The 24,072-nt window shown below is 70.6% G+C and carries 21 protein-coding genes and 1 tRNA gene; 17 read left to right on the forward strand and 5 right to left on the reverse strand.

Annotated elements, in window-relative coordinates; genetic code table 11:
• The first annotated feature begins 101 nt into the window (after positions 1-101).
• On the forward strand, positions 102-1,247 hold the full coding sequence (locus tag ACVCAG_RS40255) for a glycoside hydrolase family 26 protein (protein ID WP_440088259.1): 1,146 nt from the start codon (positions 102-104) through the stop codon (positions 1,245-1,247).
• Between the two features lie 202 nt (positions 1,248-1,449).
• On the opposite strand, the gene cysC is transcribed toward ACVCAG_RS40255, so the two are convergent.
• Positions 1,450-2,679: an adenylyl-sulfate kinase gene (gene cysC / locus ACVCAG_RS40260; protein ID WP_440088257.1), complete on the reverse strand. Its 1,230-nt coding sequence runs from the start codon at positions 2,677-2,679 to the stop codon at positions 1,450-1,452.
• A 118-nt stretch (positions 2,680-2,797) separates the two neighbouring features.
• The gene (locus ACVCAG_RS40265; RefSeq protein WP_440088256.1) at positions 2,798-3,526 is read right to left on the reverse strand and encodes a methyltransferase domain-containing protein; all 729 of its coding nucleotides are present in this window, start codon (positions 3,524-3,526) and stop codon (positions 2,798-2,800) included.
• 153 nt (positions 3,527-3,679) lie between these two features.
• Here ACVCAG_RS40265 and mfd point away from each other — a divergent pair, with 153 nt between their 5' ends.
• The 16 genes from mfd to ACVCAG_RS40345 all read left to right on the forward strand — a co-directional run bounded on the left by mfd (position 3,680) and on the right by ACVCAG_RS40345 (position 20,198).
• Positions 3,680-7,222, forward strand: coding sequence for a transcription-repair coupling factor (gene mfd / locus ACVCAG_RS40270; protein WP_440088254.1), 3,543 nt, complete (start codon positions 3,680-3,682; stop codon positions 7,220-7,222).
• 27 nt (positions 7,223-7,249) lie between these two features.
• The gene (locus tag ACVCAG_RS40275; RefSeq protein WP_440088252.1) at positions 7,250-7,894 is read left to right on the forward strand and encodes a SurA N-terminal domain-containing protein; all 645 of its coding nucleotides are present in this window, start codon (positions 7,250-7,252) and stop codon (positions 7,892-7,894) included.
• A 9-nt stretch (positions 7,895-7,903) separates the two neighbouring features.
• The gene (locus ACVCAG_RS40280; protein WP_440088251.1) at positions 7,904-8,848 is read left to right on the forward strand and encodes a MazG family protein; all 945 of its coding nucleotides are present in this window, start codon (positions 7,904-7,906) and stop codon (positions 8,846-8,848) included.
• 233 nt (positions 8,849-9,081) lie between these two features.
• On the forward strand, positions 9,082-10,359 hold the full coding sequence (eno, locus tag ACVCAG_RS40285; protein WP_350971782.1) for a phosphopyruvate hydratase: 1,278 nt from the start codon (positions 9,082-9,084) through the stop codon (positions 10,357-10,359).
• Between the two features lie 227 nt (positions 10,360-10,586).
• Positions 10,587-10,997 carry an FtsB family cell division protein gene (locus tag ACVCAG_RS40290; RefSeq protein WP_362684919.1) on the forward strand — a complete coding sequence of 137 codons (411 nt, stop codon included), beginning with the start codon at positions 10,587-10,589 and terminating at the stop codon, positions 10,995-10,997.
• A 40-nt stretch (positions 10,998-11,037) separates the two neighbouring features.
• Complete coding sequence (locus tag ACVCAG_RS40295; RefSeq protein ID WP_440088250.1) at positions 11,038-11,586, forward strand: DUF501 domain-containing protein; 549 nt, start codon at positions 11,038-11,040, stop codon at positions 11,584-11,586.
• On the forward strand, positions 11,583-12,542 hold the full coding sequence (locus ACVCAG_RS40300) for a Ppx/GppA phosphatase family protein (protein WP_447191374.1): 960 nt from the start codon (positions 11,583-11,585) through the stop codon (positions 12,540-12,542). The genes ACVCAG_RS40295 and ACVCAG_RS40300 overlap by 4 nt, the downstream gene beginning before the upstream one ends.
• A 231-nt stretch (positions 12,543-12,773) precedes the next feature.
• Positions 12,774-13,853, forward strand: a complete 1,080-nt coding sequence (locus ACVCAG_RS40305; protein ID WP_447191375.1) for a hypothetical protein — start codon at positions 12,774-12,776, stop codon at positions 13,851-13,853.
• Between the two features lie 201 nt (positions 13,854-14,054).
• A complete protein-coding gene (locus ACVCAG_RS40310) occupies positions 14,055-14,855 on the forward strand; it encodes a uracil-DNA glycosylase (protein ID WP_447191376.1) in 801 nt (266 codons plus the stop codon).
• 147 nt (positions 14,856-15,002) lie between these two features.
• Positions 15,003-16,343: an FAD-dependent oxidoreductase gene (locus ACVCAG_RS40315; RefSeq protein ID WP_440088244.1), complete on the forward strand. Its 1,341-nt coding sequence runs from the start codon at positions 15,003-15,005 to the stop codon at positions 16,341-16,343.
• 203 nt (positions 16,344-16,546) lie between these two features.
• Positions 16,547-16,619: transfer RNA gene (locus ACVCAG_RS40320), tRNA-Leu, on the forward strand.
• A gap of 355 nt (positions 16,620-16,974) precedes the next feature.
• Complete coding sequence (locus ACVCAG_RS40325) at positions 16,975-17,832, forward strand: helix-turn-helix domain-containing protein (protein ID WP_447191377.1); 858 nt, start codon at positions 16,975-16,977, stop codon at positions 17,830-17,832.
• A 154-nt stretch (positions 17,833-17,986) separates the two neighbouring features.
• On the forward strand, positions 17,987-18,370 hold the full coding sequence (locus ACVCAG_RS40330) for a winged helix-turn-helix transcriptional regulator (RefSeq protein WP_440088241.1): 384 nt from the start codon (positions 17,987-17,989) through the stop codon (positions 18,368-18,370).
• Positions 18,371-18,517: 147 nt separating this feature from the next.
• Positions 18,518-19,303 carry a Bax inhibitor-1/YccA family protein gene (locus ACVCAG_RS40335; RefSeq protein WP_362684943.1) on the forward strand — a complete coding sequence of 262 codons (786 nt, stop codon included), beginning with the start codon at positions 18,518-18,520 and terminating at the stop codon, positions 19,301-19,303.
• 187 nt (positions 19,304-19,490) lie between these two features.
• Complete coding sequence (locus tag ACVCAG_RS40340; protein ID WP_329093696.1) at positions 19,491-19,718, forward strand: DUF4287 domain-containing protein; 228 nt, start codon at positions 19,491-19,493, stop codon at positions 19,716-19,718.
• A gap of 69 nt (positions 19,719-19,787) precedes the next feature.
• On the forward strand, positions 19,788-20,198 hold the full coding sequence (locus tag ACVCAG_RS40345) for a TIGR03618 family F420-dependent PPOX class oxidoreductase (RefSeq protein WP_440068234.1): 411 nt from the start codon (positions 19,788-19,790) through the stop codon (positions 20,196-20,198).
• A 73-nt stretch (positions 20,199-20,271) separates the two neighbouring features.
• Here ACVCAG_RS40345 and ACVCAG_RS40350 read toward each other — a convergent pair whose 3' ends face one another.
• The 3 genes from ACVCAG_RS40350 to ACVCAG_RS40360 form a co-directional block, all read right to left on the reverse strand.
• Positions 20,272-21,492: an acetyl-CoA C-acetyltransferase gene (locus ACVCAG_RS40350; RefSeq protein WP_440088239.1), complete on the reverse strand. Its 1,221-nt coding sequence runs from the start codon at positions 21,490-21,492 to the stop codon at positions 20,272-20,274.
• 146 nt (positions 21,493-21,638) lie between these two features.
• Positions 21,639-22,982, reverse strand: coding sequence for an outer membrane protein assembly factor BamB family protein (locus ACVCAG_RS40355; RefSeq protein ID WP_440088238.1), 1,344 nt, complete (start codon positions 22,980-22,982; stop codon positions 21,639-21,641).
• Between the two features lie 59 nt (positions 22,983-23,041).
• A complete protein-coding gene (locus tag ACVCAG_RS40360; RefSeq protein ID WP_440088236.1) occupies positions 23,042-24,016 on the reverse strand; it encodes a GDSL-type esterase/lipase family protein in 975 nt (324 codons plus the stop codon).
• Positions 24,017-24,072: the final 56 nt, after the last annotated feature.

Here is a 24,072-nt window from a genome sequence, read left to right on the forward strand (position 1 = left end):
CAAAGTCTGGGACGAGGCACGTCCGGGCGATGGGAAGGTGTTCCCCCGTGATGGTCGAGGACCGTCCACGAATGCGTACGCGCGACAGCTGTGAGGAACCGGTGCATCAGACAAATGCCGCTATAGACGTAATTCCGCGAGTAGTAAGAATCGCCGGTTCCGGCCTCGTCCTGGCGCTGGGGCTGGGCACCCTCGCGCTGGGGATCGCGGGGCTGAGCGGGGGCGGTCGGGCCTCGAACGCCGCGGGCGCCGGGAAAACCTCGGACGCGCCGGGAGTCGCAGGTGCGCCGGACCCGTCCGCCGAGCCGTCCCGGGTGGCCTGCGAGGTCAGCGGCAAGCTCGTCCCCTCCTGCGGCGCCTGGTGGGGCATCGCGCCGGAGATCTTCACGGGGAGGCCTCCCGGGCGGGCCCTGGAGAGGGCGGAGAAGCGCATGGGCCGGACGGCCGACGTCATGCACGTCTACCACCGGGGCGACGAGCTCTTCCCGACCCCCGCGGAGCGCGCCATCGCCCGCGACCCGGACGGCCGCAGGCTCCTGCTGGTCAACTGGAAGCCGTCCCTCGACCACACCTGGGAGCAGATCGCCCATGGGGCGCTGGACGCGCGGATCGACCGGCTGGCCGCCCACATCGTGAGGACCTTCCCCGAGAAGTTCTTCCTCACCGTCCACCACGAGCCGGAGGACGACGTGCGGGAGGCCCGCGGCAAGGGGATGACGGCGGCCGACTACGCCGCCATGTTCCGGCACGTGGTGACGCGCCTGCGGCACGGGGGCGTGACCAACGCGGTCACGGTGATGACCTACATGGGCGCGCCCAACTGGGCGTCCGAACCCTGGTTCGAGAAGCTCCACCCCGGTGACGACGTGGTCGACTGGGTGGCGATGGACCCCTACGTCGACCACCGGGTCCACAGCTTCGACGGGCTGGTCAACAAGACCCGCCCGGAGTTTCCCCGGTGGCACGGGTTCTACCGGTGGATGCGGGAACGCTTCCCGGACAAACCCGTCATGCTCGCCGAGTGGGGCGTCTTCGAGCGTCACGACAGGCCCGGGTTCAAGGAGTCGTTCTTCACCTCGGTACGCCGGGAGATCGGCGAGTACCCGCAGATCAAGGCCCTGATCTACTTCGACTCGCCGCGCGCACCCCGGGGCGACACCCGGTTCGACACCACGCCCGGCGGCCGGAGGGCCTTCGGCGAGCTCGCCCGCGACGCGCGCCTCAACGCCGCCGTCCCCGCGGGCTGAGCCCCGCCGGTCCCCCGCCGCACCGGCCGGCCACGGCCACCGGACCCCACCGCGGGCGCGGATCCGGGCCGCCCCGTACGGCGGCGGGGAACCGGCGAGCGGCGGGGGACCGGCGGGGCGTCAACGCCGGGTCATCGAGCCCGAACCGACGGGCTCGAACCGGCAGGCCCGAACCGCCGCACCCCGGGCCGCCGGACTCGGGTCATCGGATCCAGCCGCCCTGGATCAGCGGGTCGAGCACCTGGTGCACCGCCCGGTCCACGCTGATGCCGGTGGTGTCGATCTCCAGATCGGCGTCGTCCGGCTCCTCGTACGGGTCGGAGATGCCGGTGAACCCGGGGATGAGCCCTGCGCGGGCCTTGGCGTAGAGCCCCTTGCGGTCGCGGCGCTCGCACTCCTCCAGGGGGGTGGACACGTGGACCAGCAGGAAGTCGGCGCCGACGGCCTCGACCATCTCCCGCACCTCCTCGCGGGTGGCCGCGTAGGGCGCGATGGGCGCGCAGATCGCCAGCCCGCCGTGCCTGGCGGCCTCGGCGGCGACGAAGCCGATGCGGCGGATGTTGAGGTCGCGGTCCTCCTTGGAGAAGGTCAGCCCCGCCGACAGCAGGTGGCGGACCACGTCACCGTCGAGGTAGGTCACCGTGCGGCTGCCGCGTTCCAGCAGCGCGTCGCGCAGCCCCCGGGCGACGGTCGACTTGCCGGAGCCGGACAGGCCGGTGAAGAAGACCACCAGCCCGCGGCGGTGCGGGGGGCCGGGGAGCGTCACGGGCTCGGGGCCCGCCAGATGCTCGGTCGCGCCGTAGGCCTCGGCCACGCGCTCGCGCAGCTCCAGGTCGATGGCGGGCTCCCTGGGCGCCAGCGGCACCACCGCCACGAGCGTGTCCTCGGGCAGCCCGTCGCGCGCCTTGAGCGCGGCGCGGACCACCGCGGGCCCGCCCTCGCCGTACGCCAGGGGGAGCAGCAGGATCGACGCCTCCAGCTCCTGCGCGGTCGCGATGATCTCGCCGAGGTCGCCCAGCGGCCCGCGCATGGTGACGGCCAGGACCGACTCCCGCCCGCCCAGCTCCTCGCGGACCCGCGCCGGGGTACGGCGCAGCCGGGCGAACGGCCCGTGCTCGGGGGCGTCCAGCGGCTCGACGGGGCCGGCGACGAAGCCGTCCTCGCGCCCGGTGACGGTCAGCACGGCGAGCGCCGCGCCCTCGGGGTCGCGCAGGGTGATCCGGTCACCGGGGGCGGCCGGGTGGTCGTCCGGAAGGGTGAGCGTGACCGGCGCGGGCCACGGGGTGCCGTCGGCGAGCGTGCCGCGCTCGTCCACGGCGTGCGCGTCCGCCGAGCTCAGGAAGCCCGCCAGCGGTCTGAAGGCGCCGGAGAGCAGCAGCTCGAGATCGGCCAGCTCGCGGGCGTCGGGGGTCCACTCGAAAGGCGCCGTCATCTGCTCCACCATCGTGATCGTCGGACTTTCCTGCCTCGCCCGCTCACGATGGGCCCCTGTCCGGCGAGCCTGGGATTCACCGGTCCGGTGAATCCCGGGCGCCCCGGCCCGGTGGATCTCAGATCAACCGGGCGAAATGGCTCTGGGGCTTGCGGATCACCATGGTTATCTCGTCGTGAGACGCGGGCCGGCTTCCCCTGGAGAGGGCCTCCACCACCGAGCAGGCGGCGCGGGCAAGCTTACCGAGAGGCCCGTGGAGCGCGGACCCGCTGCTGGCGGAGATGTCCTCGGTCACCATCAGCCCGCGCACCAGGCAGAAGGAGTGCATCCCCTCGCGCGAGGCGATCTGCTCGTAGACGGCGGGCAGCGGGCCCACGGTCCCGGCGGGGGCGAACCTGCGCCACACCGCCCGCCGCAGCCTCGCCGGCGCCAGCCGGTCGCACGCCCCGTACGCCGAGGCCCGGTCGCGCATCCTGACGAGCAGCAGCCCGCCGGGGCGCAGACCGGTCAGCAACCGGTCGAGCACCAGCTCGGAGTGCTCGATCCGCTCCAGCAGGAACGACACGTAGACGATGTCGAACGCCCGCGGGGGCACCGGCACCGAGCGCAGGTCGCCCAGCGCCCAGGAGTCCAGGTCCTTGCGGGCGGACGTGCTCCTGCGCAACACGGGCAGGTCCTCGTCGATCCCGATGACCCTGGACTCCGTCTGCGCCAGATCGAGCGGTTCCGGCCATCCGCACCCGGCGATCAGGATGTCGAGCCGCCGGCCGAGCTGGCTGCTCCACTGCTCCCTGATCCGCTGACTCAACAAGTCGTCGCGAGCGACGACCGACCTCACCTCTGACATGTAACCGAGAGTAGTCAACTCAGCACGATTCGTCGCGCATTTACCACTCTTTGCGAGAGCGGGTGCCCGGGCAAGTAGCCTTGAGCAGGTACCCCCCGTGTCTTCCCGGCCCGGGGTTGTCGTGTTGCCGTCGTGGGGCTGTGGGCGAATCTGATGAGTCTTTCCGGACTTCTGGACCTTGTCGCCGGGGAGCCTGAGCTGGCTTCCCTTCTTCAGGACGTGCGCGGGGGCGACTCGTCCGACGTGTCGCTGGTCGCGCCGCCGGCGCTGCGCCCCTTCGCGGTGGCCGCGCTGGCCAGGGAGGGGGCCAAGGGGGCGGCCAGGACCGTTCTCGCGGTGACCGCCACCGGGCGCGAGGCCGAGGATCTCGCCTCGGCCCTCACCAGCCTCCTGGACGAGAGCACCGTCGCGGTCTTCCCCGCCTGGGAGACGCTCCCGCACGAGCGCCTGTCGCCGCGCAGCGACACCGTGGGGCAGCGGCTGGCGGTGCTGCGCAGGCTGGCGCACCCGGTCGAGGGCGACCACTCGGCGGGACCGCTGCACGTGGTCGTCGCGCCGGTCAGGGCGCTGCTCCAGCCGATCGTCCAGGGGCTGGGCGACCTGCGGCCGGTGCGGCTGCGCGCCGGGGACGACGCCGATCTCGACACCGTCGTCCACAGCCTCGTGGAGAACGGCTACCACCGGGTCGACATGGTGGAGAAGCGCGGTGAGGTCGCGGTCAGGGGCGGTCTGCTGGACGTCTTCCCGCCCACGGAGGAGCACCCGCTGCGGCTGGAGTTCTGGGGCGACACCGTCGAGGAGATCCGCTGGTTCAAGGTCGCCGACCAGCGTTCGCTGGAGGTGGCCGAGGACGGGCTGTTCGCCGCCCCCTGCCGGGAGCTGCTGCTGACCGCCGACGTCAGGGAACGGGCGAGGGAGCTCGCCGAGGCGCACCCCTCGCTGGCCGAGATCCTGGAGCAACTGGCCGAGGGCGTGCCGGTGGAGGGCATGGAGGCGTTCGCGCCGGTGCTCGCCGGGGAGATGGACCTGCTCGTCGACCACCTGCCGGGACAGGCGGCGATCTTCGTGTGCGACCCGGAGCGCATCCGGGGGCGCGCCGACGAGCTGGTGCGGACCAGCCAGGAGTTCCTGGAGGCGTCGTGGATCAACGCGGCGTCCGGCGGCGAGGCGCCGATCGACCTGGGCGCGGCGGCGTTCCGCGATCTGGAGGAGGTCCGCGACCACGCGCGGGGACTCGGCCAGCCCTGGTGGTCGCTCGCGCCGTTCGGCGCCGACACCGATGACATCGCCCCGGGCGGCGGGCAGGCGCTGAGGGCGCGCGAGGTGGAGTCCTACCGGGGTGACACCCAGCGGGCGCTGGCCGACATCAAGGGCTGGCTCGACTCCGACCGGGTCGTCGTCCTGCTGAGCGAGGGCCACGGTCCCGCCGAGCGCATGGTCGAGTTGCTCAAGGGCGTCGACCTGCCCGCGCGCCTGGAGCCGGGTCTCGACACCGTGCCCGAAAGGAAGGTCGTCCACGTCACCACGGGCCTGGTCGAGCACGGGTTCGTGACCCCGACGCTGGCCGTGCTGACCCACCTCGACCTGGTCGGCCAGAAGGCGTCGACCAAGGACATGCGGCGGCTGCCCTCCCGGCGCCGCAACATGGTCGACCCGCTGCAGCTCAAGGTCGGCGACCACGTCGTGCACGAGCAGCACGGCGTGGGCCGCTACGTCGAGATGGTGCAGCGGACCGTGCAGGGCGCCACCCGCGAGTACCTGGTGATCGAGTACGCCAAGGGCGACCGGCTCTACGTGCCGACCGACCAGCTCGACGAGGTCACCCGCTACGTCGGCGGCGAGTCGCCCACCCTCAACCGGATGGGCGGCGCCGACTGGGCCAAGGCCAAGACCAAGGCCAAGAAGGCTGTCAAGGAGATCGCCGGAGAGCTGATCCGCCTGTACTCCGCCCGGATGGCCTCGCCGGGACACGCCTTCGCGCCCGACAGCCCCTGGCAGCGGGAGATGGAGGACGCCTTCCCGTACGCCGAGACGGGCGACCAGCTGGAGGCCATCGACGAGGTCAAGCGCGACATGGAGCGCCCGATCCCGATGGACCGGCTGATCTGCGGCGACGTGGGCTACGGCAAGACGGAGATCGCGGTGCGGGCGGCGTTCAAGGCGGTGCAGGACGGCAAGCAGGTGGCCGTCCTGGTGCCAACCACGCTGCTGGTGCAGCAGCACATGTCGACCTTCGCCGAGCGGTTCTCCGGGTTCCCGCTGAACGTCAGGCCGCTGTCGCGGTTCCAGAGCGACGGCGAGGTCAAGGCGACCATGGAGGGTCTGCGCGAGGGCTCGGTCGACATCGTGATCGGCACGCACCGGCTGTTCTCGCCCGAGGTCAGGTTCAAGCAACTCGGCCTGATCATCATCGACGAGGAGCAGCGGTTCGGCGTCGAGCACAAGGAGGCCATGAAGCACCTGCGCACCCAGGTCGACGTGCTGGCCATGTCGGCCACCCCGATCCCCCGCACGCTGGAGATGGGCCTCACGGGCATCAGGGAGATGTCCACGATCCTCACCCCGCCCGAGGAGCGGCACCCGATCCTCACCTTCGTCGGCCCGTACGACGAGAAGCAGATCGGCGCCGCGATCCGGCGCGAGCTGATGCGCGACGGCCAGGTCTTCTTCGTCCACAACCGGGTGGCCAGCATCAACAAGGTCTCGGCCATGCTGCGCGAGCTCGTGCCCGAGGCCAGGATCGCCGTCGCGCACGGCCAGATGCAGGAGCACCAGCTGGAGAAGATCATGGTGGGCTTCTGGGAGCGCGACTTCGACGTGCTCGTCTGTACCACGATCGTCGAGTCCGGACTGGACGTGCCCAACGCCAACACCCTGATCGTCGACCGGGCCGACAACTACGGCCTGTCGCAGCTCCACCAGCTGCGCGGCCGGGTCGGCCGGGGCCGCGAGCGCGGCTACGCCTACTTCCTGTACCCGCCGGAGAAGCCGCTCACCGAGACCGCCCACGAGCGCCTGGCCACCATCTCCCAGCACACCGAGATGGGCGCGGGCATGTACGTCGCGATGAAGGACCTGGAGATCCGCGGCGCGGGCAACATCCTGGGCGCCGAGCAGTCGGGCTTCATCGCGGGCGTCGGCTTCGACCTGTACGTCCGGATGATGGCCGAGGCCGTGCAGGAGCAGAAGGCCAAGCTGGCGGGCACCTACCAGGAGGACGAGCGGCCCGACGTCAAGGTCGAGCTGCCGATCAACGCCCACATCCCGCACGACTACGTCACCTCCGAGCGGCTGCGGCTGGAGGCGTACAAGCGGATCGCCGCGATCGGCTCCGACGCCGACATCAGTGCGGTGCGCGACGAGCTCGTCGACCGGTACGGACGGCCGCCCCAGCAGGTGGAGAACCTGCTGGAGGTCGCCCGCTTCCGCATCCGCGCCCGCCGCGCCGGGCTCACCGACGTCACCCTGCAGGGGCAGAACATCAAGTTCGCGCCGGTGGACCTGAAGGACTCCCAGCAGGTCAGGCTGCAAAGGCTCTACCCGAAGGCGCTGCTGAAGCAGGCGGCCGGTACGTTGCTGGTGCCGGTGCCCAAGACCAGGCCCCTCGGCGGCCAGCCGCTGCGCGATCTGGACCTGCTCAAGTGGTGCGGTGATCTCGTCGAGGCGATGTTCCTCGAAGCGGTGCGGGTAGAGTAAGCGGCGTTTGTCGTGAAGGGAACGCATGTGAAGTCGACTCGAATTCGCGTCATCCTGGCGGTCGCCGCCGCCGGTGTCGCGCTGACCGCCTGCTCTCCGAACCAGGCCGGCGCCGCCGCCGTCGTGGGCGGGGAGCGCATCAGCTCCGGTGAGCTGGACAGAAACGTGCGCGAGTACGAGGCGGCGCTGGCCAAGGCCAAGGTCACCCCCGCGGACCTGCAGTTCAAGGACAGCGTCCCGCAGCTCGTGCTCTTCCAGCTGGCCAACGCCAAGCAGTTCGCGAAGGTCGCGGAGAGAAAGGGCATGACGGTCACCGAGGGCGAGATCGACCAGCTGGTCGCCGGCCAGGGCGGCCAGCAGAAGCTGGAACAGCAGCTGCTCCAGAACGCCGTGGCCCCCTCGCAGATGCGTCCCTTCATCCGGGCGCAGCTCCTGTTCCGCAAGCTGATCACCCAGTACGGCGGCGGCACGGACGAGGCCGCCCTGCAGCGCGGCCAGGAGCAGGCGATCAAGGACCTGCAGGCCGTGCCGATCACCTGGAACCCCCGGTACGGCACGCCGAACCAGCAGCGGAGCGAGCAGCAGCCGAGCGTCTTCGTCGACGCCGGCCGTTTCGGCGCCCCCGCCGCTCCCGGCCCCGCCGACGCGCCGCCCGCGCCGCCGCAGCAGTAGCCTCCGGGCATGCCGCTGATCGTCGTCACCACCTCGCCCCGGGTCGCCCCGGGGCTGCTCAGCCGCCGCGCGTGGCGGGTCCTCGAGGAGGGCCCGGTGCGCACCGGGTCCGCGGACCACCCGCACCTGCCCTACCTGGCGGAGGCCGGGGTCGACGTCGAGGTGGTCGTCCCCGACCCGGCCGCGCTGGTCCGCGAGGCCGGGGCGGCGACCGTCGTGTGGCTGGAGGCCGACGAGGCGCTGATGCGCTCCATCGGCTACGCCGCCGTGGCGCTCGACGACCCGCCGGTGATCGAGGTCGTGCCGGGCTCGTACGACCTGCCGGGCGCGCGGCTGCTCGACCTGGTCTCGGTGATGGACCGCCTCCGGGTCGAGTGCCCCTGGGACGCCCGCCAGACCCACGAGTCCCTCGCCCCGTACCTCATCGAGGAGGCCTACGAGGTGCTGGAGACCATCGAGGAGGGCGACCACACCGCGCTGCGCGAGGAGCTGGGCGACCTGCTGCTGCAGGTGGCCTTCCACGCGCGGGTCGCGAGCGATCGGCCCGACGGGTTCGACGTCGACGACGTGGCCGAGGGGATCGTCGCCAAGCTCGTCCGCCGCCACCCGCACGTCTTCGCCGACACCCGGGTGGAGGGGGCGGGCGAGGTCAGCGCCAACTGGGAGACCATCAAGGCCGCCGAGCGGGCGGCCAAGAACGGCGGCGACCCGGGCTCGGCCGTCGACGGCGTCCCGATGGGCCAGCCCGCGCTCTCCCTGGCCGCGCAGCTCCTGCGCCGCGCCGAGCGCGCCGGAGCCCCCGCGACCCTCCCCGAAGGGGTTCCCGCCGACGGGCTGGGGGCCAGGCTCTTCGAGCTCGTACGGCAGGCGGGGGAGGCCGGGCTCGACCCGGAGGCCGAGCTGCGCGCGGTGGCCCGCGCCTACCGTGACCAGGTCCGCGCCCAGCCGCTCTGAGGCCGCTCTGAGGCCGCTCCGGGGGTTCGCGGGGCTCCGGAGGACCCCGAGGCGAGGCCGGGCGCTCCGCGGGTCCTGGAGCGGTGCGCGGCCGGCTCGTCTCCCCGCCCCCGCCGGGCGACGCCTTCCGGACCCTTTGCGATCATCGTTCGGAAACGTCCCGGCCGCCGTACCGGTAAGTAGGTCTCGGTAGGCTTCTGAGGCAAACTGTCCTGCGACTTTAGGAGCGCTTCGTGGCTTCCATCGAGGGCGTCACCGCCCGAGAGATCCTTGACTCCCGGGGCAACCCGACGGTCGAGGTCGACATCCTCCTGGACGACGGCAGCCAGGGGCGTGCCGCGGTTCCCAGCGGCGCGTCCACCGGCCAGTTCGAGGCCGTCGAGCTGCGTGACGGCGACGAGCGTTACGGCGGCAAGGGGGTCGAGAAGGCCGTTCTCGGCGTGACCGACGAGATCGCCGACGAGATCCTCGGGTTCGACGCCGCCGAGCAGCGCAGCATCGACCAGGTCATGATCGACCTGGACGGCACCCCCAACAAGGCCCGCCTGGGCGCCAACGCGATCCTGGGCGTCTCGCTCGCCGTGGCCAAGGCCGCCGCGGAGAGCGCCGAGCTGCCGCTCTTCCGCTACCTCGGCGGGCCGAACGCGCACGTGCTGCCGGTGCCGATGATGAACATCCTGAACGGCGGCGCGCACGCCGACAGCAACGTCGACATCCAGGAGTTCATGATCGCCCCGATCGGGGCGGAGACGTTCCGCGAGGCCGTACGCATGGGCACCGAGGTCTACCACGCCCTCAAGTCCGTGCTGAAGGAGAAGGGCTACGCCACCGGCCTCGGCGACGAGGGCGGCTTCGCGCCGAGCCTGCCCTCCAACCGCGACGCGCTCGACCTGATCCTGGTCGCCATCGAGAAGGCCGGGTACGTCGCGGGAGAGGACATCGGGCTCGCCCTCGACGTGGCCGCCTCCGAGTTCCACTCCGACGGTGTCTACACCATCGACGGCAAGGGCCTGTCCGCCGCCGAGCTGATCGCCTTCTACGAGGACCTGGTCGCGAACTACCCGCTGGTCTCCATCGAGGACCCGCTGGACGAGAGCGACTGGGAGGGCTGGAACGCCATCACCCGCGCCCTGGGCGACAAGGTCCAGCTGGTCGGCGACGACCTGTTCGTGACGAACCCGGAGCGCCTGGGCCGCGGCATCGCCGAGGGCACCGCCAACGCGCTGCTGGTCAAGGTCAACCAGATCGGCACCCTGACCGAGACCCTCGACGCCGTGGACCTGGCCCACCGCAGCGGGTACCGCTGCATGATGAGCCACCGTTCCGGCGAGACCGAGGACACCACGATCGCCGACCTCGCCGTGGCCACCAACTGCGGCCAGATCAAGACCGGCGCCCCGGCCCGCTCCGACCGGGTGGCCAAGTACAACCAGTTGCTCCGCATCGAGGAGCTTCTGGACGACGCGGCCCGTTACGCGGGTCGCGCCGCCTTCCCGCGCTTCCGGCGGTAGTTTCGTCTGGCGGCTCGCGCCCGCTCGGGCGCGAGCCGCACCGCCGGCCGCACCGTGCGCGAGTGCCGATCCCCCGCCCCGATCCCGACGAGGGGACCGGCGCGGAGAGGCCGGCACAGAAGATCGATACCGGATCGACGCGGGGAGATCGGTCCCCGCCGGTGTCGCGTCCACCGTGCGGGGCACGGTGGCCGACGCCACGAGAGCGTGGAGACGGAGGAGGGCGCATGGCGACACGGCCGCAGCTGACGGGACGGGCCGCGGTGCTCGCGATCGTGGTGTGCGCGATCGCGATGAGCCTCGCCTACCCCATCAGGGAGTACGTCGCCCAGCGCCGCCAGATCGCCCAGCTGGAGCAGGAGAAGGCCAGGGAGATCGCCGCGATCAAAGCCCTGGACGACCGCGCCAAGCAGCTTCTCGACCCCGGCTTCATCAAGCGGCAGGGCAGGGAGCGCCTTTTCTACTGCGACCCCGGGCAGAAGTGCTACGTCGTCATGGGAGGCTCTCCCTCGCCGGGTAAGGGCACGGCCGGCGAGCGGAAGGCCGTCGCCAGGCCACCGTGGTACGAGACGCTGTGGGACTCGGTCAAGGCCGCCGACAGCGGCAGGGGGCAGAAGGCGGCCAAGGCCGCCGGATGACGCCGATACCCTGGGTGTCGTCTTTCAGGGGGTGTCACGAATGGTTGATGATCGCGACGTGGCGGCGGTGGAGCGACAGCTCGGCCGGGCGCCACGAGGACTGCGCGAGGTGGCGCACCGCTGCCCGTGCGGGCTTCCCGACGTCGTCGAGACCGCCCCGAGACTGCCCGACGGATCGCCCTTCCCGACCCTGTTCTACCTGACCTGCCCCCGGGCCGCCTCGGCCATCGGCACGCTGGAGACCTCGGGGCTGATGCGGGACATGCAGGCCAGGCTTGCCGACGATCCGGAGCTGGCCGAGGCGTACCGGGCCGCCCACGACGACTACGTGGCGCGCCGCGACAGGGCGGCCGCCGAGGACGGCCTGGAGCCGCTGCCCCGTGACATGCAGAGCACCGGGGGCATGCCCACCCGGGTGAAGTGCCTGCACGCCCTGGTCGGGCACGAGCTGGCGGTTCCGGGGAGCAACCCCTTCGGCCGCGAGGCCCTCGACGCGCTCGGCGACTGGTGGTCCGCCGGGCCGTGCGTCGCCCGGGACGTAACACCGTGTGCCCGAGCCGCGGCACCGACCACGAAGGAGACCGAGTGATCCGCGTCGCCGCGATCGACTGTGGCACCAACTCCGTCCGCCTGCTCGTCACCGACATCGGCAGGGGCAGGCTGATCGACCTGGAACGCCGGATGGAGATCGTCCGGTTGGGCCAGGGGGTCGACGAGACCGGCAGGCTCGCGCCCGAGGCCCTGGAGCGCACGTTCGCCGCGATGCGCGGCTACGCCGGTCTCATCGACCGGCACGGGGCCTCCGCGGTCCGCGTGGTCGCCACCAGCGCGACGAGGGACGCCGCCAACCGGCAGGACTTCGTCGACGGCGTACGCGACATCTTCGGGGTCGAGCCCGAGGTGATCACCGGCGCGGAGGAGGCGGAGCTGTCGTTCGCCGGGGCCACCCGCGACCTGGTGCGGTTCTCGTACGAGACGGGCATGCCCGCCCCCGACGGCACCCGCCCGCCGTATCTCGTGGTCGACATCGGCGGCGGCTCGACCGAGTTCGTGCTGGGTTCGACGCACGTGGAGGCCGCGCTATCGGTCGACATCGGGTGCGTCCGGCTGACCGAGCGCCACCTGCGCGACGCGGGTGACCCTCCGTCGGCGGAGGCGATCGAGGCGATGACCGCCGACATCGACGACGCGCTCGACCGGGTCGCGGCCGAGGTGCCCGTGGAGCGGGCGCTGACGATGGTCGGGCTCGCCGGATCCGTCACCACCGTCGCCGGAATAGCGCTCGACCTGCCGGAATACGATCCGGGGAAAATTCACCATTCGCGAATTTCCGCAGGTCACGTGCATGACATCGCCGAGCGGTTGCTTGGAATGACCGTTGAACGCCGGGCGGCGATTCCCCTCATGCATCCCGGAAGGGTCGACGTGATCGGGGCGGGCGCGCTCATCCTGGACCGGATAGTGACCCGGTACGGCTTCGGCGATGTCGTCGCCAGTGAGCACGACATCCTCGACGGCATCGCGTGGTCGCTCGCCGATTCATAACAACACCTAGACAATTCACCTGTTTAGGGAGTATTGAGGAAAGCTTCCCGTTTATGGTTAGGTAAAGAAGCTTTAGTGAGGCTTTGCCGTGGGGCCCGGCACAGCTGTTGTCGGGGCGGCAACCGTCTCCTGAGCGATCTTGCCTCCCAACGAACGGAGCATCCCCTCATGAAGTCCGGACTAGCAAGCAAGCTAGCCGCAGCAGGAGCCAGCGCGGCCATGCTGGCAACCATGGCAGTAGGCATGCTGGCCACGCCCGCGGCGGCGGCCAGTGGATCGAGCCAGGCGGGGAAGGTGGCCTCGGCCGCCGCCAAGCCGAGGCCCGCCGTCTCTGCCGGCACCCCCAAGGCCTCCCCCGCGAAGTACGCGGGTGAGTGCCCCGTCAACGTGACCTTCTCCTCGAAGATCAAGGTGAAGGCCGTCAAGAGCAAGACCACGGTCGCCTACCGGTGGCTGCGTGGAGACGGCTCCAAGGGCAAGGTGAAGTCCTTCACCTTCCGCGGCAAGGGCGTCAAGAGCTTCATCGTCAAGGAGAAGGCCACCTTCAAGGGCAACGTCAAGGGCTGGCAGGCCATCCAGGTCCTGGCCCCGCGCGGTGTGACCTCCTCGAAGGGCTACTTCTCGGTCGCCTGTGGCTCTGACGAGGACAAGCACGAGATCATCAACCCCCGCGTCGGCGCCCACGTGTGGGTCGACGAGGGCAACTGCAAGGCCGTCCTGGTCGGTCGCATCCACGCCTCCGGCGTCCGCTGGGTGCACTACCGCTGGGTCGTCAACGGCCGCGTCGTCGACCGTGACTCCGTCCGCGTCGACGGCTCGCGCAAGGTCTTCCACGTGATCAGGCCCCGTGACGACTTCAGGGGCTGGGCCTCGCTGCAGATCGTCGGCCCGGTGGAGGCCTCCTCCAACCGCGCCTACTTCAAGATCTGGTGCAAGGACACGTCGCCGAAGGTCTGGGCCTCCGTCGACGCTCCGGCCGCCTACGAGGGCACCTGCCCGACGAGCCGTACGTTCATCGGCACGATCAGCGCGAGTGGTCGCACCACCGTGAAGTACCGCTGGATCCGTGACGGTGTGGCGGGCGACTGGCAGTACGCCCACTTCAGTGGTTACGGCTCGCACCGCCAGGTCGTGACCGACACCTGGAGCGCCTCGGCGTCCGGTGAGTCCAAGCGCGCGATCGACATCGCCGGTGGCCCGACCACCGGCACCGTGGTGGCCAAGGTCGTCTGCAAGGTCGCTCCGACCCCCACGCCGACCCCCAGCCCGGTTCCCCCCACTCCCACCCCCACCCCGACCACCACCGCCTGACGGCACGGTAGGTCGAGGTAGCGCGCCCGGCGGCTGACGCCGGGCCGCGTCCCGAGTGAGACGAGAGGCGGCGCCCGCATCCAGCGGGCGCCGCCTCTCGCGTTTCCGCGCCCGTCTTCCGGAGCCCGGGTTCCGGAGGCCGTGCGGCGCGGGTGGCGGGGTGTGGACCTCGTGGTCTCCCGCGTCGGGCACCATCGAAGGATGACCCACGTTCCTCCCGGATCCGGCTGGCCCGACGATCCCGCCCGTCCCGACACCCCGGTCGCGCACGACCCCGCAGAGGTGCGGAAACTCGCGGGGGAGAGCCGTACCCTCGCGGAGCTCACGGCCGCGCAGTCGGTCTGCCGGGCCTGCCCGCGCCTGGTGGAGTGGCGTGAGGAGGTGGCGACGGTCAGGCGGCGGGCGTTCGCCGAGGAGACCTACTGGGGCCGGCCCATCGCCGGGTGGGGCGACGAGAGGCCCGAGATCCTCATCGTCGGGCTGGCGCCGGCGGCGCACGGCGGCAACAGGACCGGGAGGATCTTCACCGGCGACCGCAGCGGCGACTGGCTGTTCGCCTCGCTGTACCGGACGGGCCTGGCCGTACAGGAGACCAGCCTTCGCGCGGGGGACGGCCAGCGGCTCGTCGGCGCGCGGATGGTGGCGGCGGTCCGGTGCGCTCCCCCCGCCAACAAGCCCGAGCCCGCCGAGCGGTCCGCCTGCTTCCCCTGGCTGTCCCGCGAGGTCGCCCTGGTCTCGGCTGACGTACGGGTGGTCGTCGCGCTGGGAGGTTTCGCCTGGCAGGCGATCTGGCCCGCGCTGAAGGACGCCGGGTACGCCCTGCCGCGGCCGAGACCGCCCTTCGGGCACGGCGCCGAGGTGGAGATCACCTCTCCCCGGGGAAGTTCCGCGCATCTTCTCGGCTGCTATCACCCCAGCCAGCAGAACACCTTCACCGGCCGGGTGACCGCGCGGATGCTCGACGACCTCTTCACCAGGGCGAACGCGCTTCGCGGCTTGTGAACTCGATCACAAAGAGAAGATCGGCGGGAATTCTGTCGAGAAGAGCAGGTGTTTCTAGCCGGTAGCGGAAATTCTGGTCAGGTTGCCACATGGGCGGCTGGCGCGATCGGAGGCCCGAGCGTATGCTTGTGAAAGGTTTCACAAGCTATGAAACTTAAGGATGGCGTCGAAGTGAACCGCAACTCCAAGCACATCGTGGTCGTCGGTGGAGGCTACGTCGGCCTCTACACCGTGCTGCGCCTGCAGCACACCCTCCGCAAGGAACTCCGCGAAGGAAGCGTGCGCATCACCGTCCTGACCCCCGAATCCCACATGACCTACCAGCCCTTCCTCCCCGAGGCCGCCGCGGGGAACCTCTCGCCCCGGCACGTGGTCGTCCCGCTCCGCCGCGTGCTCTCGAAGGCGACGATCCTCAACGGCAAGGTCTCCAAGGTCAACCACGCGGCCAAGACCGTCACCTTCGCCCCCAACGTCGGCACGCCGCACGAGATCGACTACGACATCGTGGTCATGGCCGCCGGATCGATCTCCCGTACGCTTCCCATCCCCGGCCTGGCCGACGCCGCGATCGGTTTCAAGACGGTCGGCGAGGCGATCGCGCTGCGCAACCGGGTGCTCGAGCTCCTCGACCGGGCCGAGAGCGACGAGAACGAGGCCCTGCGCAGGCGTGCCCTGACCTTCGTCGTGATCGGCGGGGGTTTCGCGGGCGTCGAGGCGCTCGCCGAGCTGGAGGACATGGCGGTCGACGCCACCCGCTACTACCGGAACATCTCCCGCGAGGACATGCGCTGGATCCTCGTCGAGGCCACCGACCGCATCCTTCCCGAGGTCGGCCCCGAGATGGGCGCGTGGACCGCCGAGCAGCTGCGCGAGCGCGGCATCGAGGTCAAGATGAACACCCGCCTCGAGTCCTGCGAGGGCGGCCTGGTCAAGCTCTCCGACGGAGAGGAGTTCGAGGCCGCCACCATCGTGTGGACCGCGGGGGTGAAGCCCAGCCCGGTGGTCAACGCCGGGGACCTGCCGCTCGACGAGCGCGGCCGGATCAAGACGACCTCCCGCCTGACCGTGGTCGGCGTCGAGGACGCCTACTCGGCCGGAGACGTGGCGGGGGTGCCCGACCTGACCAACCCCGGCCAGTACTGCGCGCCCAACGCGCAGCACGCCGTGCGGCAGGCCAAGGTCCTGGCGGACAACATCACCCGGAGCCTGCGCGGGCGGGAGCTCGCCGACTACCGGCACAGGTACGTCGGCTCCGTCGCCGGTCTGGGCCTGCACAAGGGCGTCGCCAACGTCTACGGGATCAAGCTCCGCGGGCTCGCCGCGTGGTTCATGCACCGCACCTACCACCTGTCGCGGGTGCCCACCGTCAACCGCAAGGTCCGCGTGACGGCCGACTGGACCCTGGCGCTCTTTTTCAAGCGCGAGACCGTCTCCCTGGGGGAGATCGAGGAGCCGCGCACGGAGTTCCGCGCCGCGGCGACGAACTGAACCCCCGCCCCGGAGGGCGGAACCGACTCCCGAACCCGGAGGTGGGCGACGAGGCCCACCTCCGGGTTCGCCGTTCCCCGCGGTGTGCTATTCCTTGACCGGGCCCCTCCGAAGCCGAGGCGATCCGTGGGTTTCCAATGAAAGTGATGCGACGGTTGCCTTGAGCAGTTACGCATGAGTGGTCCGTTACGTATGATTACGGCGCCCCCGTAGCCCAATGGCAGAGGCAAACCCCTTAAAAGGGTTCGAGTGAGGGTTCGAGTCCCTCCGGGGGCACTCATGACGATCTGCCGGACAAGGCCCATGACCAGTGAAAACTGGGTCGTGGGCCTTTCCTCGTTTATCCGGACGTCCATGACCGGTGCCGAACGGCCACGGCCGTCCATCCCAAATGCGTCCGCGAAACTTTTGCGGTTACCCAAATGTGATCAGTTTTCCCGGGCGCGTTCGGGATTCGCCGCCGGGCGCGGAGCCCCGCATCTCGGCGCCCTTCGCGTGGAGGGATGTGGGCGGGCGGGGTACGGCGCCGCCGTGGCCCGCCCGCTCGGCGGTCTCGGCGGCGGGCGCATCGGCGGGGGCCGGACACCCACCGCGCTTCACCTCCTGGCCAGTCTGACCGTAAATTGGAAATATGGACGGTAAAAATCCCCTCGGGGAGTTTCTCCGTGCTCGACGCGAGGTCACGACCGTCGACCAGGTGGGGCTGCCGTGGACCCGTCGCCGGACACCCGGACTGCGCCGGGACGAGGTCGCGATGCTGGCCGACGTGAGTACCGACTACTACATCCGGCTGGAACAGGGGCGGGAGCGCAATCCGTCGGTCCGGGTGCTCGAGGCCCTGGCACGGGTCTTCCAGCTCGGCCCCGAGGCGGCCGAACACCTTCACGATCTCGCGCACCGCAGGGGCCCCGACCACGAGCCGGTCGGCGGTACCGACCGGTTGCGTCCGGCGGTGCGGCGGTTCGTGGAGGGGTGTGATCACGCGGTCACGTTCGTGCTGAACCGCCGGCTCGACCTCATCGCCCGGAATCCACTGGCCACCGCCCTTTACCGAGGAGTGGGCGGCTGCGACAACGCGCTGCGGCTGGCCTTCCTCAACCCCGTCGCACGCGAGTTCTACCTGAACTGGGAACAGCAGGCCCGTGACCTGGTGGCCCATCTCCGCGCCATCGGGGGAACGGGCCACGCGGACCCGTTCGTGCTGGAACTGGTCAAGGATCTCTCACGGGGGAGCGAGGCCTTCCGGCGGCTGTGGGCCCGCTACGACGTCCGTAGCAGGACGTACAGGTCCGTTCCGTATCGCCACGGCGAGATCGGGGAGATGACTCTCAACTATGAGGTGTTCCGCGTCGGCGGTCTCGCGGGCCAGCAGCTCGTCGTCGGCCAGCCCGACCCGGACGCCACCTCGGAACGCGCTTTCGACGCGCTGAGAAGGCTCGCCGGAGTTGAGGGGACCCGCCCGGCCGGCGACGAACGGCGAGAGGGGTAGGGGGCGACCCGCCTCCCGTGAAAGGGCGCGCGTCCCTGGGCGGGCACCGCGTCGCCCGTCCGACGATCGGCCGGTGATAGGCGCGGATGTGATCACGGTTCGATGTGCCGCACGGCCTGGGATTCGGAAGGGTCCCAGGTATAAAATAGTAACCATGAGGGACGAGGCGAACCTGGAGCCCATGCTCCGGGCCAACGGGATCGCCCGCCAGGTGATCGGTCACATCGGGGACAAGTGGTCCCTGCTGGTGATCGCGGCGCTGGGGCACGGGGCCCAGCGGTTCTCCCGGCTCAAGACGCGGATCGAGGGGATCAACCAGCGCATGCTCACCCGGACGCTCAGGGCACTGGAGCGCGACGGCATCGTCGAGCGCAACGTCTATCCGACCTCGCCGCCCACGGTGGAATACGTGCTCACCCGGATGGGGCGGGACCTGTCGGTGGCCGTGACCGGCATCTGCGAGTGGGCGCGCCGCAATCTCGACGAGGTCGAGGCGTCGCAGCGGCTTTTCGACGAGCGATCGGCGAAACAGATGTGAGGCTCGGGAACCGGACGTGCTACCCGTTCGTTGACAACATCGGCGGTAGCCGTACGGTCACTTGGACAACATAGATATCGGCACGATACGGCCGTGTGACAACCGATCTAATACGCTGATCGCGTAGGTCGCAGCGTGGAGGCAGCGATGGAGAGCAAGAACCCCGTATTCAGTCGGCAGGCCAAGGGCCAGCAGCAAGGCTGGGGCGCGCCGACCCCCACCCCTGAGCAGCTTCAGGGCATGTACAACACGCCGTCATACGCGCCGCCCGCACAGCGGACGATGACGATCGACGACGTGGTCGTGCGTGGTTTCATCACACTTGGCACGCTCGTCGTCTCGGCGGCGGTCGCCTGGGTGCTCAATCTCGGCATGGTCGCGGCGATCGCCGGTGTCATCGTCGGCCTGATCCTCGCCCTGGTCATCTCGTTCAAGTCCAGCACCAACCCCGTGCTGATCCTCGGCTACTCGGTCGCCTACGGCGTCGCCGTCGGCGTGATCAGCCACGTCTACAACGATCTGTACAGCGGCATCGTCTTCCAGGCGGTGGTCGGTACGGCCCTGGCGTTCGCCGCCATGCTCACCGTCTACTCGCTGCGCATCATCCGCGTGACGCCGAAGTTCACCAAGTTCGTCGTGGCCGCGGGGCTGGGCCTGATGGGCCTCATGCTCATCAACCTGGTCGCCGGTTTCTTCATCGAGGACGGCATCGGCATCCGGTCGGGCGGCCCGCTGGCCTACGTGTTCAGCATCGCCACGATCCTCATCGGCTGCTTCTTCCTGCTCCTCGACTTCGACGAGGTCGAGCGCGGGGTGAAGAACGGTGCCCCGGAGAAGTACTCCTGGCTGATGGCCTTCGGCCTGACCGTCACCCTGGTCTGGATCTACCTGGAGATCCTGCGCCTGCTGAGCTACTTCTCGAGTAGCGACTGACGAACAGCGCAGGGAGGCCCCGCCGAACACGTTCCGGCGGGGCCTTCCGTTTTTCTTGGCGGACACGTGAGTGAACGGAAGGCAACGGGGGATAGACGAACCGCGACGGAAGAGAGCATCTCGGGGCTTGCTATCTGGGCTTTCGTGATGCACTGTCGAGCAAAGGAGCCTATCCGTGGAGGTGCCCATGTCGTTGAACCACTCACTGGAGACGCAGAGCAAGCTGATCGCAAGGGTCCCGGACATCACGGGACGCGCACTCCCAGAGTGGTTCCAAGCAATCGACAACGGCCCGTCGTTCCTTCGCTGCGATGAGCGAGCCACCTGGCTCGCCGATGAGCACGGGCTGACCCACGGCTACGCCGCCGCCATTGTGCACGAGCACGAGCGGCATCGCCGTACCCGTTACCTGTAAGTCGCCTATCGCCGTGAAGCCCGCGCCACTTCCGGTGGTGCGGGCTTTGATGTGCGCGATGATGAGCGCATGGATCATGACAAGGCGCGCGGGTTCATCCGCGCCAACCACCGCGCGGTCATGCTGACCTCGCACGCCGACGGGCGCCCGCAACTCTCCCCGGTCACCGTGGGGCTCGACGCGGAGGGGAACGCGATCGTCAGCACCCGGGAGACCGCGGCGAAGGTGCGCAACCTCCGCAGGAACCCGCAGGTGTCGCTCTGCGTGACGACCGACGAATTCTTCGGCGAGTGGATCCAGATCGACGGCGTGGCGGAGATCGTTTCCCTGCCCGAGGCGATGGATCTCCTGGTCGGCTACTACCGTGACATCTCCGGCGAGCACCCCGACTGGGACGACTACCGGGCCGCCATGGAGCGGGACCGGCGGGTGATCCTGAAGATCGCGATCACCCGCGCCGGCCCCGACGTGCACGGCTGACCGGCCGTCCCCGGCGCGGAGACACCGCGGCCGGGCATCGGGGTCTCCGATCGCCCGGCCGGGTCCAGCCGTCTCAGCTGAGGCGTTCCAGGACCATCGCCATGCCCTGGCCGCCACCGACGCACATGGTCTCCAGGCCGATCGACCTGTCGTGGAAGGCGAGGCTGTTGATCAGCGTGGAGGTGATGCGGGCACCGGTCATCCCGAAGGGGTGGCCGACCGCGATGGCGCCGCCGTTGACGTTGAGCCGGTCGATGTCGATCCCGAGGTCCTGGTAGGACGGGATGACCTGGGCGGCGAACGCCTCGTTGATCTCGACGAGGTCCACGTCGCCGATGGCCATGCCCGCCCTGGCCAGGGCCTGCTTCGAGGCCTCGACCGGGCCCAGGCCCATGATCTCGGGGGACAGGCCGGTCACCCCGGTGGAGACGATCCGGGCGAGCGGGGTGATGCCGAGCTCGGCGGCTCTGGTGTCGCTCATCACGATCACGGCGGCGGCGCCGTCGTTCAGCGGGCAGCAGTTGCCCGCGGTGACCGTGCCGTCCGGCCGGAATACCGGCTTGAGCTGGGAGACCGCCTCGTAGGTGGTCCCCGCGCGGGGGCCGTCGTCCTTGCTCACCACGGTCCCGTCGGGCAGGGTCACCGGGGTGATGTCCCTCTCCCAGAAGCCGTTGGCGAGGGCCTTCTCCGCCAGGTTCTGGGAGCGGACGCCGAACTCGTCCTGCTCCTGCCGGGAGACGCCCTTCAGCCCGGCGAGGTTCTCCGCCGTCTGGCCCATCGCCACGTAGACGTCGGGCACCTGGCCGTCCTCGCGCGGGTCGTGCCAGACTCCCTTGCCGCCCTCGGCGGCACTGAGCGAGCGGGCGTGGGCGTCGCCGAACAGCGGGTTCATCGTGTCGGGCAGCGAGTCGGAACTGCCCTTGGCGAAGCGGGAGACGCACTCCACGCCCGCGGAGACGAACACGTCGCCCTCGCCGGCCCTGATCGCGTGCAGGGCCATCCGGGTGGTCTGCAGCGAGGACGAGCAGTAGCGGGTCACGGTGGTGCCCGGCACGCCGTCCAGGCCGAGCAGGGTGGCGACCACCCGGCCCATGTTGAAGCCCTGCTCGCCGCCCGGCAGGCCGCAGCCCAGCATGAGGTCGTCGATCGTGGTCGGGTCGAGCTGGGGGACCTTGGCAAGCGCGGCCTGGATGATCTGTACGGTCAGGTCGTCGGGGCGGATGTCCTTGAGGGACCCCTTGAAGGCGCGTCCGATGGGCGAGCGCGCGGTCGCGACGATGACTGCCTCGGGCATGTGGCTCTCCTGGGTTCGTGTCTGCTCCTCCAGCGGAGCGTACCGCGCGGTATGCCCGAAGCCACGCCCCGGGGGCGGTGTAACAGAACTTTGTACGGGAAGCACAAGGCCCCCTCCCGCCCGGCGGGAGGGGGCTCGGCCACGAATCAGCCGTACATGCCGGGGGAGGTGCCGTCGCCGTCCTTGATCCCGTGGAGGCCGCCCTTCTCGTCACGCCACATCCGCCAGCCGTTCTGGCTGCCGGTGAACCACAGGGGCGGGGCGCCCGCGCCGGACACCCGCGTGCCGTCGGCGAGCCTGAACTGGCACAGCGAGGCCACCGAGTAGAAGCCGGAGTTCTGGCCCTTGAGCGCGAGCGGCTTGGGATCGGTCACGCAGAAGGACCAGGCCCGCTCGTCCTTGACGTCGGCGTTGCGGCCGGTGGGCAGGTCGAAGACGTTGCCCGGCTTGCCGTGCCGCAGGAAGCCGACCTTCTCCATCCGGGTCGGGAAGGCCAGCCACCAGCCCGACTCGGGAACCTGCTCGGCGGAGATCTGGCCGAGGACCCGGCCGCTGTCGGCCTCCAGCCGGGCGAACCCGCCGTAGCGGCCCTCCTGGTCGACCGGGCGGACCACCGGCGCGAAGCCGGGGCTGCCACTGGGGTAGACGCGGACCACCGACGGGCGCATCCAGTTGACCGTGCCGTCGGCGAGCTTGACGGAGAACAGGCCGAAGGCGGAGACCTTGCTCGTCTTCGGATTGGTGTAGGGGGCGACGTATCCGACGAGGTTCCCCGCGGTCGCGCCGAAGGACCAGCCTCCCGACAGGTCCACCCCGGCGCCGAGGGGCTGCTCGACGGGAACCCGCCAGACGGCCTTGCCCGTCTTCAGGTCGCGCGCCTCCAGGACGGGGTGGCGGGCCAGGCGGAGGAACACCACGCGCGAGGCGTCGGACCACTCGGCCTCGGCGATGCCGGGGATCTTCCACATGACCTTGCCGGTCATCGGATCGAGGACGACGACGCGGGCGCTCGCGAGCGCGGTGTTCTCGGGCACGCACACGAACGCCCCGCACCGCTGCGGGCCGAAGGTGGAGTGCACCGGGCGGCTCCACTTACGCGTCCCGGTCCTGCCGTCGAGGCCGACGAGCGTGGCCTTCCAGCGGCCCCGCCTGGCGGGGTCGATCGTCACCGCGACGGCCTGTCCCGCGGAGGTCTCGACGATCGCGGGGGCGGGCACCCCCATCCCCGGCAGGCGGCCCGCCATGGTCGAGGGATGGGCCCACAGCCTCCTGCCGGTGGCCAGGTCGAGGGCCACCGTCTCCAGCGTGCCGTCGGGCTTCATGGAGGTCGTCGTGGCGACGCCACCGGCGGTGGTGGTGCGGCTGACCGCGTTCATCTCGGTGTTGTGCCAGGTGGGATGGTCCGGGGTGGCCGCTTCTGTGCCGGAGCAGCCGCCCAGGGCCAGAGCTCCGGCGAGCACCAGGGCCGGTTTCGCGAGGGGCCGGATCACGGGTATTCCACTCCAATGCGGGCGAGGCGTTACGGCTTCGCAGCGGAGGGTGACCGTGTTCAGGCGTCGTTGGGCCGCATCCCCGGCCTGCGGCCGAGCATGGTCACCCACCGTCCGTGAGGTCCGGTCGCTCGTCCGGCGACACGGGTCGCGGAGACCTCGGCGCCGGGCTCCTCCGCGGCCTTGGCCGCCGCGAGGTAGATCGACTCAGCGCGCCGGGCCCGGGGCTCGGGCCAGAGTTCCAACGCACTGCATACGGAAGGTAGCACCGCGTAAGCAATCTGGAGATAACCTTGAGCAGATGGGTGATAACGATCAAGGCCGAACATCTCCGCGGGGTTGGTGTCGAACTCCTGCCCCAGCAGGTCCGCGAAGGCCACCGTCCGCCCGCCCGCCTCGACCACGGCGACGGTCTGCGCGGCGGCCAGCTGGCGGCTCCACCGCCGTGTCACCCAGCGGAGCGGCTGCGCGATCGGCCGGACCGTGCCGAGGTCGGGGCAGGTGCCCACGACCACCTCCGCCCCCGCCTCCCGCAGCCGCCTGACCGCCTTCTGCAGATGCCGTACGGCGTGGGCGGGCCTGCTCTGCGAGGTGACGTCGTTGGCCCCGACGAAGATGACCGCGATATCGGGACGGGCCCTCAGCGCCGTGTCCACCTGCTCGCCCAGCTCCGCGGAGGTCGCTCCCGACCTGCCCGCCACGGTCAGCCGCACCGGCCGCTCGGCGATCACGGACAGCCCGTGGGCGATCAGCACGGCGGGCGTCTCCGCCGGGTCGGAGGTGCCCAGGCCGACGGAGATGGAATCGCCGAGCATGGCCATCCTGAGCGGCTCGCCGCCGAACGCCCCGTACACGCCGTCCGACGGCGGTCCCTCCATGCCGTGCGGGCGGCCGACGGCGCGGCGGGCCACCAGTGCCTCGGCCAGCAGCAGGCCGTAGGTCGCCGCGCCGAGCGCGGTGAGGCCCCCTCCGCCCAGCGCGGCCGCCGCGGCGATGCGGCGGGCGGTCCTCGCCACTCCCGGTGTCCAGATCACGTGGCGTCGCTCCCTCCGTACAGGGCGGTAGCGTTGCCCTTGGCAACACAGCCGAG

The organism is Streptosporangium sp. G12, from assembly GCF_052983175.1.